The organism is Saccharopolyspora sp. 6M, assembly GCF_020176775.1.
GTDB classification, from domain to species: Bacteria; Actinomycetota; Actinomycetes; order Mycobacteriales; family Pseudonocardiaceae; genus Saccharopolyspora_C; species Saccharopolyspora_C gregorii.
In genome coordinates, this window is sequence record NZ_JAIUJZ010000243.1 from 1 (window position 1) to 8,678 (window position 8,678).

Annotated in this window: 7 protein-coding genes; 3 read left to right on the forward strand and 4 right to left on the reverse strand. The window is 74.8% G+C overall.

The annotated features are described in order from the left end of the window. Positions 1-117: 117 nt before the first annotated feature. Entirely contained in the window at positions 118-1,431 is a 1,314-nt protein-coding gene (locus tag LCD31_RS26080; protein ID WP_224962337.1) for a multidrug effflux MFS transporter, read from the reverse strand. Positions 1,432-1,747: 316 nt separating this feature from the next. Between LCD31_RS26080 and LCD31_RS26085 the strand changes: the two genes are divergently transcribed. Both LCD31_RS26085 and LCD31_RS26090 read left to right on the forward strand, forming a co-directional pair. Next, entirely contained in the window at positions 1,748-2,563 is an 816-nt protein-coding gene (locus LCD31_RS26085) for an RNA methyltransferase (RefSeq protein WP_224962339.1), read from the forward strand. Beyond that, positions 2,560-3,174, forward strand: coding sequence for a DUF2537 domain-containing protein (locus LCD31_RS26090; protein ID WP_224962341.1), 615 nt, complete (start codon positions 2,560-2,562; stop codon positions 3,172-3,174). Before LCD31_RS26085 ends, LCD31_RS26090 begins: the two co-directional genes overlap by 4 nt. Positions 3,175-3,280: 106 nt before the next feature. On the opposite strand, the gene sepH is transcribed toward LCD31_RS26090, so the two are convergent. The 3 genes from sepH to LCD31_RS26105 form a co-directional block, all read right to left on the reverse strand. Beyond that, complete coding sequence (gene sepH, locus LCD31_RS26095) at positions 3,281-4,210, reverse strand: septation protein SepH (protein WP_224962343.1); 930 nt, start codon at positions 4,208-4,210, stop codon at positions 3,281-3,283. Positions 4,211-4,473: 263 nt separating this feature from the next. Next, entirely contained in the window at positions 4,474-5,613 is a 1,140-nt protein-coding gene (gene serC, locus LCD31_RS26100) for a phosphoserine transaminase (RefSeq protein ID WP_224962345.1), read from the reverse strand. Positions 5,614-6,074: 461 nt separating this feature from the next. After that, positions 6,075-7,211, reverse strand: coding sequence for a citrate synthase 2 (locus LCD31_RS26105; protein ID WP_224962346.1), 1,137 nt, complete (start codon positions 7,209-7,211; stop codon positions 6,075-6,077). 674 nt (positions 7,212-7,885) lie between these two features. On the opposite strand from LCD31_RS26105, the gene pdxH reads away from it, so the two are divergent. After that, positions 7,886-8,548: a pyridoxamine 5'-phosphate oxidase gene (gene pdxH / locus LCD31_RS26110; protein ID WP_224962349.1), complete on the forward strand. Its 663-nt coding sequence runs from the start codon at positions 7,886-7,888 to the stop codon at positions 8,546-8,548. The last annotated feature ends 130 nt before the right edge of the window (positions 8,549-8,678 follow it).

Sequence of the window (8,678 nt, forward strand, 5' to 3'; positions counted from 1 at the left end):
CCGCCGCCCCCCCCGCCCGCCCCCGGCCCCCCCCCCCGCGCCCCCCCCCCCGGGCCCCCCCCCCCCCGGGGGGGCGGGGGGGGCCGCCCCCCCCCCCCCCCCCCCCCCGGGACAGGCTCAGCGCTCGGTGGCGGGGCGCTCGGCGGCAGGACGCTCGGCGGGGGCCGCGGTCGCTTGCCCAGCGGAGCTGGCCACCACCTCGGTGCGGGTCGTGCCGCGCCGACCCAGCGTCAGGAACACCACCGCGGAGGCGACCACGACGCCGAACATCACCGTCGCCATCGGCACCGCCGAACCGGTGCCGCCCAGGCCCACCAGCGGCGCGGCCAGCGCACCGACGATGAACTGGCAGACGCCCAGCAGCGCCGAGGCGCTCCCGGCCACCTCGCGGTTGTCGGCCAGCGCCAGCATCGTCGTGTTCGGCATGACGAAGCCCAGCGCCGCCACCATCACGAACAGCGCGCCCAGCAGGAACGGCAGCGGCAGGTCCAGCACCGCCGAGGCCAGCAGCACCGCGCCCGCCACCGACGAGACCAGCAGCGCACCCACCAGCAACTGCGCCTCGGTGGCCACCCGGCCCACCAGCCGCGCGTTGATCTGCCCGGCCAGCACCAGCCCGATCGCGTTCGCCCCGAACGCGAGGCTGTAGGTCTGCGGCGACATCCCGTAGATGTTCTGCAGCACGAACGACGACCCGGAGATGTAGGCGAACATCGCCGCCATGCCCAGCCCGCCGGCCAGCGCGTTGCCCAAGAACGACGGCGCGGCCAGCAGCGAACCGAAGGTGCGGAAGGTGCTGCCCAGCCGCGCGGGCTGCCGCCACCGCTCCGGCTTCGTCTCCGGCAGCAGGAACGCCGCCACCAGCAGCAGCACGGTGCCGAACGCGGTCAGCACCACGAACACCCCGCGCCACGTGGTGTGCGCGAGCACCTGGCCGCCGATCACCGGCGCCAGGATCGGGGCCAGGCCCGTCACCAGCATCAACGAGGAGAAGAACCGCGCGGCCTCCGCCCCGGAGTACAGGTCGCGGACCGCGGCCCGCGCGATCACCATGCCGGCCGCGGCACCCGCGCCCTGCAACGCGCGCAGCGCGGCCAGCGCGTAGATCGAACCGGACAGCGCGCACAGCACGGACGCGACGATGTAGACGACGAGCCCGACCAGCAGCGGGCGGCGCCTGCCGACCGAATCGCTGATCGGCCCCGCGATCAGCTGGCCCAGCGCCAACCCCAGCAGCACCGCGGTCAGCGTCAGCTGCGCCTGCGACTCCGAAGCCCCCAGCTCCGCGGTCAGCTGCGGCAGCGCGGGCAGGTACATGTCGATGGACAGCGGCCCGAAGGCCGTCAGCCCACCGAGGATCAGGGCGAACTTGGTCTTGCTCCCCAGCCGGCGCTGCGCGCCGTCGATCGTGGCCTCCTCGGCGGTGGACATACGTCTCCTCATCGCTGGCCGCCGTCTCGTGCGCGCGGCGGCGGTGTCGGTGCGGGCGGCCGGTGAACCCCAGGTGCGGTCGTCGTCGTGCCGGGACGCGCGGCCACCGGGGATCGAGGTCCCGGCGCCGCGGCTCCCGCATCCGGCGGCCCGGCCGGGTCCGGATCGTGGTGGGCGACGACAACAGCTTGCTCTCTACAACTAACAGTGCGGAAGTACCCGTTATGCCCACCGCGCACGCTTCGCCGCTGTGACCTGGGTCATCGCCCGGCGAGATCGCGACATGCTGCCGGTCGGACCGGGGCCGAATGCGAAGATGCGTGCCGTGGCACGCGTGCACCAGGTGACCGACGTCGACGACCCGCGCGTCGACGACTTCCGGGACCTCGCCACCGCCGATCGCCGCCCGGACCGGCCCGGCGGGCGCGGACTCGTCATCGCCGAGGGCGTGGTCGTCGTCGAGCGGCTGCTGGCCTCGCCGTACCCGGTGCGCGCGCTGCTGGGCGTCCACCGCCGCATCGACGCGCTCGACGAGCAGCTCGCCGGGGCGGACGTGCCCGCGTACGCGGTGGAGCCGGACGTGATGAGCGCCGTCGTCGGCTTCCACCTCAACCGGGGCGTGCTCGCCGTCGCCGACCGCGCACCGGCCACCACCGCCGAGGACCTGATCGCCCGCTCCCAGCGGCTCGCCGTGCTGGAGGGCGTCGGCGACCACGAGAACCTGGGCGCGCTGTTCCGCAACGCCGCCGCGCTCGGCATCGACGGCGTCCTGCTCGGCGCGGGCTGCGCCGACCCGCTGTACCGGCGCAGCATCCGCGTCTCGATGGGTCACGTGCTGCGGGTCCCGTTCGCCACCTTCGACGACTGGCCCGGCGGGTTGCCGCTGCTCGCCGAGCACGGCTTCCGGACCGCGGCGCTGACCCCGCGCGCCACCGCGGCCCCGCTGGCCGAAGCCGGGCTCGACCGGGGCAAGGTCGCGGTGCTGCTCGGTTCGGAAGGACCGGGCCTGGCCGAGGACACCATCTCCGCGGCCGACCTGCCGGTGCGCATCCCGATGAGCCCCGAGGTCGACTCGCTCAACGTCGCCACCGCCGGGGCGATCGTCTTCCACGCGATGAGCGGGGCGAGATGATCGGGGCCGCGCAGCGCTCGCGGTGGGAGCTGCGGGTGCGCCGGGGACGTGCCGTGCTCGTCGACCGCCCGGAACGCGCCGGGGAGCGACCGGTCCGCGAGTACGACCCCGCGCGGCTCGCGCTGCCCGCGGAACTCGTCGAGGACCTGCACGAGTGGGCGCACGTGGTGGAGGCGGTGGCGCCGGACCAGGACATCGCGGGGGAGAGCTCGGCGACCCTGATGGCCCGCCGCGGCCGCCAGCTCGCCGCGCGGCTGGCCGCCGAGACCGGCGGCGAGGTCGGCTACTGGGACCCCGCGCGCGGCCGGGTGAGCCGGGTCCGCCGCGCGGGCCCGGTCGGCGCGGTGCCGGAACCGACGCCGTGGGCCACCGGCGGCGCCGTCGCCGTCGTCATCGCCGCGCTCGTCACCGTCTCGCTCGTGGTGGTGAGCATCGGGTTGGGCGAGGTGAACCTGCTGCTGGCGGTGCTGGTCAACGTCGTGGTGGTCGGCGGGTTCGCTCCCTCGATCTGGATCGGCCGCCGGTTGCCGGTGTGGCGCTGGGTCGCGTTCGGCGCGGCGGGCGGCGTCCTGCTCGCCTGGCTCGCCCTGCTGCTGTCCTTGCTCGGCTGACACGGCGCGGCGCGAGGTGGGCCGCCGCGGGACCGGACGTGCGGGGCCCGGACGTGCGACGGCCCCTCCGGCGCGGTGCCGGAGGGGCCGTCGTCGAGCGCTGGGGCTAGCGGTGCGAGCGGACGCCCAGCAGGACGTCCTCCCAGGACGGGACCATCGGGTGGTTCTTGCGGCGGCGGGCCGGTTCGGTCTTGCGGGCCGCCTCGTCCTCCACCGCTTCCAGGTCGTCCTCGCCGGCCTGCTCGGCCAGCGGTCCGGCTGGTTCCGGTTCGGCCGGCGCCGGTGGGGTGGTGTCCAGGTCCAGCGCGGGGATCGCCGGGGTCGAGGGCTTCGGCGGAGCGGGCGGCGGCGCGGTGTCCTCCGCGGCCGCGTCGACCGTTTCCTCCTCGGTCTCGTCCAGCTCCAACGCCTCCCGGGCGAGCGCCGTCACCGGTCGCACGGTCCGCAGCGGCCGGTTCGGCGACGGGTCCAGCAAGTCGACCGCGTGGTCGTCGAGCGGGGCGACGGTGCCGCCGTGCGCACCCGGGTGGAACACCCAGTGCGCCCGGTTCTCGGAGCGACCGGCCTGCCACTGCAACCGGACGACCCACTTGCCGTCCTCGCCGCGCCACGCGTCCCAGTCGGCGTCGGTGAGGTCGTGGCCGCGCATCCCGAAGGTGTGCGCGATGACCTCGCCGAGGGTCTGCACGTCGGGGCCGTCCTCGCGGACGGGGTGGGCGCGCTGCGAGCGCTCGGCGATCTGCGCGCGTTCCAGCAGGACGGGGTAGGCGTAGCGCTCGACCCGCTGCTCGGGGATCCCGGCCGCGGCGGCGACGTCCTGGACCGAGGCCCCGGCGCGGACCCGCGCCTGGATCTCGCGGGGGCGCATCTGCGCCTCCATCTCGATCTGGACTTGGCCCAGCCGGGTCAGGTCGCCGCGAGCGGCCGCCCGCAGCCGCTCGTCGGCGGGCACGGAAAAGCGGTCGCCGTTCTCCGGGTCCTCGCAGATGACGGTCTCACCGTCCTCGTCAAGCCCGACAACCCGCAGCGCGCGCATACGCTAGCCTCCCCGGTCGTTGTCACCAAGCTGTGACCGTAACCCGGCGTGCCCCCTTGACGGGGGAGCCACGCCGGGTTCGGTGTCGCTTCGTGACCATCCTCTCCCTACCCGATCTTGCCTGAACAGCGGTCGACATGCGAACACTTGACGAAATCCGCCGCAATTCCGATCACAGCAAGTGATCAAGAGCCAGTTCGGGTGACACGGATGTGCCGGTCGCCATGGTGCGGTGGCGACCAGGTCGGATGGGGGCGCCGCGCTCAGGTGAGCTGCGAGACCACCCAGTCGATGGACCCGGTGAGCTTGGTGACGTCGTCCGGCTCGACCGCCGGGAACGTGCCGACGCGCAGCTGGTTGCGGCCCAGCTTGCGGTACGGCTCGGTGTCGACGACGCCGTTCGCGCGCAGCGCCTTGGCGATCGCGGCCGCGTCGATCGAGTCGTCGAAGTCCAGCGTGACCACGACCTGCGAGCGCTTCGCCGGGTCCTGCACGAACGGCGTGGCGAAGCTCGACGCCTCCGCCCACTGGTACAGCCGCTGCGAGGACTCGCGGGTCCGGGAGGAGCACCAGTCCAGGCCGCCGTTGCCGTTCATCCAGTCGATCTGGTCGGCCAGCAGGAACAGCGTCGCCACCGCGGGGGTGTTGTAGGTCTGGTCCTTGCGCGAGTTGTCCAGCGCCGTCGGCAGCGACAGGAACTCCGGCACCCAGCGGCCCGAGGCACCGATCTCGCCGATGCGCTCGATCGCGGCCGGGCTCAGCGCGGCCAGCCACAGCCCGCCGTCGGAGGCGAAGGACTTCTGCGGCGCGAAGTAGTAGACGTCCACGGCGGACGCATCGAACGGCAGCCCGCCCGCGCCGGAGGTCGCGTCCACCGCCATCAGCGCCTGCTCCGAGCCCGCCGGGCGGGACGGGGGCAGCATCACGCCGGTGGAGGTCTCGTTGTGCGCCCAGCCGATCAGGTCGACGCTCGGGTCCGACACCGGCTCGGGGGCGTCGCCCGGCTCGGCGGAGACGACGATCGGGTCGCCGAGGAAGGGGGCGGCCTTGGCGGCCTTGGCGAACTTCTGCGAGAACTCGCCGTAGGTCAGGTGCAGCGACTTCTCCCGCACCAGGCCGAAGGTCGCGGCGTCCCAGAACGCGGTGGTGCCGCCGACGCCCAGCACGACCTCGTAGCCCTCGGGCAGCGAGAACAGCTGGCCCAGGCCTTCGCGGACCCGGCCGACCAGGGACTTCACCGGCTTCTGCCGGTGCGAGGTGCCCATCACCGCGGCGCCGTCGGAGGCCAGCCGGGCCAGCTGCTCGGTGCGGACCTTGGACGGGCCGCAGCCGAAGCGGCCGTCGGACGGCAGGAGCTCGGCGGGCAGCTTCAAGGTGGTCGGGTCGGTTTCGGCCTGCGTCATTCCGGCGCCTCCGGGAGTTGTCGAATCGGCTTGCCCCGCGGCTGCCGCGCCCAGGCCGGGCGGGCCCGCGGGTGGACGACGGGGTTCGGCGGACCCCGGGTCGCCTCGGGTGGACCGGCGCCGTTGCCGGTTCGGGGCTCGATGCGTGCCGCGGCTACGGGTCGGATCGGTGAAATCCCGCCGCGCCGCGGTTGCCGGAGCCGTGGGGCAACTTACTGCGCGGGCGGCTCTTTGGCCAGCAACCCGACCGCGCTGTGATCGAAATCAGTGCCTGTGACCAGGCATTTCGCTCAGGGGGGCGCGGTGCCCCGCCGTGCCCGCCCGGGTGCGCGGCGTCGCGTTCCGGGGAGCGCGCCGCCGTGCCGCCCCAGCCTACCGAGCCGGGCACGGTCCGTGATCACCGGCGGGTGCTCGGTCACGCTGGGTGGCCCGCGCGGTGCGGCACCGCGCGGGCCCCGGGATCAGACCGCGGCGACCGGCAGCGCCGAGACGGAGTCCCAGCCCTCGACCTGCTGCGGGGAGCGCGGCTCCGGTCCGACGTACTGCGCCGACGGGCGCACCAGCCGCCCGGTGCGCTTCTGCTCCAGCACGTGCGCCGACCAGCCGGCGGTGCGGGCGCAGGTGAACATCGCGGGCATCATCGAGGTCGGGACCTCGGCGAAGTCCAGAATCACCGCGGCCCAGAACTCCACGTTCGTCTCGATCTGCCGGTCCGGGCGCCGCTCCCGCAGCACCGACAGCGCGGCCCGCTCCAGCTCGGCGGCGGCCTCGAAGCGCGGCGCGCCGAGCTGCTCGCAGGTGCTGCGCAGCACCCGCGCCCGCGGGTCCTCGGCGCGGTAGACCCGGTGGCCGAAGCCCATCAGCCGGTCGCCGCCGTCCAGGATGGACTCGACGACGCGGCGGGCGTCGCCGGTGCGCTCCGCCTCGGCGAGCATCGGCAGCACCCGGGCGGGCGCCCCGCCGTGCAGCGGGCCGGACATGGCGCCGACCGCGCCGGACAGGCTGGCCGCCACGTCGGCGCCGGTGGAGGCGATGACGCGGGCGGTGAAGGTGGAGGCGTTCAGGCCGTGCTCCGCGGCCGACACCCAGTAGGCGTCCAGCGCCTGCACGTGCGCCGGGTCCGGTTCGCCGCGCCAGCGGGTCAGGAACGCTTCGGTGAGCGTGGTGGCCTCGGCGATCCGCTCGGCGGGGACCGCGGGCAGTTCGGTGCCGCGCGCGGACTGGGCCACGTAGGACAGCCCGAGCACGGTCGCCAGCGCCAGCTGGTCGCGGGCGGCGTCCTCGGTGATGTCCAGCAGCGGTGCGAAGCCGTGCGCCGGGGCGAGCATCGCGATCGCGGCCTGCGCGTCGGTGCGGACGTCGCCGGTGCGCACCGGCAGCGGTGCGCCGCCCGCGTCGGGCAGGCCGCGGCCGAAGGCGCCGTCGACGAGCAGCTGCCAGACGTCGCCGAACGAGACCTTGCCCGCGAGGTCCTCGATGTCCACGCCGCGGTAGCGCAGCGCGCCGCCGTCCCGGTCCGGCTCGGCGATCTCGGTCTGGAAGGCGACCACGCCCTCCAGGCCGGGGCGGAAGTCGGTGCCGTCGGTGCTGGTGCCCATGGTTGCCTCGTCTCCTCGTTGAGTCGTTCCGGTTGCCGCGCACCTCGGGGGCGCGCGGCGGACGTGGCGGGGTGCATGAGCACGAGTGCGATCGGTCGCCGCCTGTGCTGCGCGGGTAACAGTGCACCCGCGCCGCGGCCGCGGGCAATCGGTGCGGGTCGCCCCGATGGCGAAGATCACACGGCGGAACGGGGCCGGAGCTCGTGACGATCCCGCGAAACCGGTGCCGACCCGGATCAATTCCTGTTTCGACGGGTTCACCCGCGGCTCGTCCCCCGCGGGGGTCCGGCGAGTTCCGGGTGCGCGGCCCGGCCTGGTGCGCGAGGTCGGCCGGGGCGCGAGGTCCGGCGGCCCGCAACACCACCCGGAAGCACCAGCCGGCCACCCGGAAGCGTTGGCGTCCCTTCCGCACGGCGACCCGCGGGCGGCGGCCACCGGTCGAACCGGACGAACCGGCCGCGGTTCCGCGGCCATTCGAGTGTGCCCGCTGTCACTGCATCGTTTGCGGAATCGATCGTGGCGTCCCCGCTGGTTCGGCCCGGGTTCCCACTCCGTTTACCGTCGTAGCGGTGCCGTGGCGCGGTCCGCGGCGACCGCGTCGACCGGGCGAGCTCGTATCCTCCGGCGCCGTCGATGAACAGCACCACCAGTCGGGTCAGGGAGGAAGGGAACGGATGTCCGAAAGCACCGTGAGCACCGGCACTTTGTCGTCCATGCGGGTGTCCTACGAGGCGGGTTCGCTGCACGAGGCGGTGCTCGCCGAGACCTGGCACGAACAGCTCCGGATCTGGTTCGACGAGGCCGTCCGGGCGGAGGTGCAGGAGCCGAACGCGATGGTGCTGGCGACCGCGGACGCCGACGGGTACCCGTCCTCGCGGACCGTGCTGTGCAAGGGGTTCGACGAGCGCGGCCTGGTGTTCTTCACCAACTACACCTCCGCGAAGAGCCACGACCTCACCGCGACCCGGGTGGCCGCGGCGACGTTCCCGTGGCTGGCGCTGCAGCGGCAGGTCAACGTGCGCGGCACCGTCGAGAAGGTGCGCGCCGAGGAGACCGCCGACTACTGGGCGGTGCGCCCGCGCGGGTCGCAGCTCGGCGCCTGGGCCTCCCCGCAGTCCCGGGTCGTCACCGGGCGGGAGGCGCTGCAGTCCGCGCTCAACGGCATCGAACGGCGCTTCGGCGACAACGCGAAGGTGCCGGTGCCGCCGCACTGGGGCGGCTGGCGGATCGTCCCGCAGGCCGTCGAGTTCTGGCAGGGCCGGCCGGACCGGCTGCACGACCGGCTGCGGTTCCGGCGCGGCGACGATCAGTGGGCCGTGGAGCGGCTGGCTCCCTGATCCCGCCGGTCCACTGCGGACCGGAGGCTCCCTGGCGGGGGGGGGGGGGGGGGGGGGCCCCCCCCCCCCCCCCCCCCCCCGCGCGCCCCGGGGGGGGGGGGGGGGCGCGCCGCGGCCGCCGGGGCGGGGG

Excerpts from the sequence above, each read along its gene's own strand:
- pdxH (WP_224962349.1), top strand. The coding sequence starts at position 7,886 with ATGTCCGAAAGCACCGTGAGCACCGGCACTTTGTCGTCCATGCGGGTG.
- LCD31_RS26080 (WP_224962337.1), bottom strand. The coding sequence starts at position 1,431 with ATGTCCACCGCCGAGGAGGCCACGATCGACGGCGCGCAGCGCCGGCTG.
- LCD31_RS26105 (WP_224962346.1), bottom strand. The coding sequence starts at position 7,211 with ATGGGCACCAGCACCGACGGCACCGACTTCCGCCCCGGCCTGGAGGGC.
- serC (WP_224962345.1), bottom strand. The coding sequence starts at position 5,613 with ATGACGCAGGCCGAAACCGACCCGACCACCTTGAAGCTGCCCGCCGAG.
- sepH (WP_224962343.1), bottom strand. The coding sequence starts at position 4,210 with ATGCGCGCGCTGCGGGTTGTCGGGCTTGACGAGGACGGTGAGACCGTC.
- LCD31_RS26085 (WP_224962339.1), top strand. The coding sequence starts at position 1,748 with ATGCGTGCCGTGGCACGCGTGCACCAGGTGACCGACGTCGACGACCCG.
- LCD31_RS26090 (WP_224962341.1), top strand. The coding sequence starts at position 2,560 with ATGATCGGGGCCGCGCAGCGCTCGCGGTGGGAGCTGCGGGTGCGCCGG.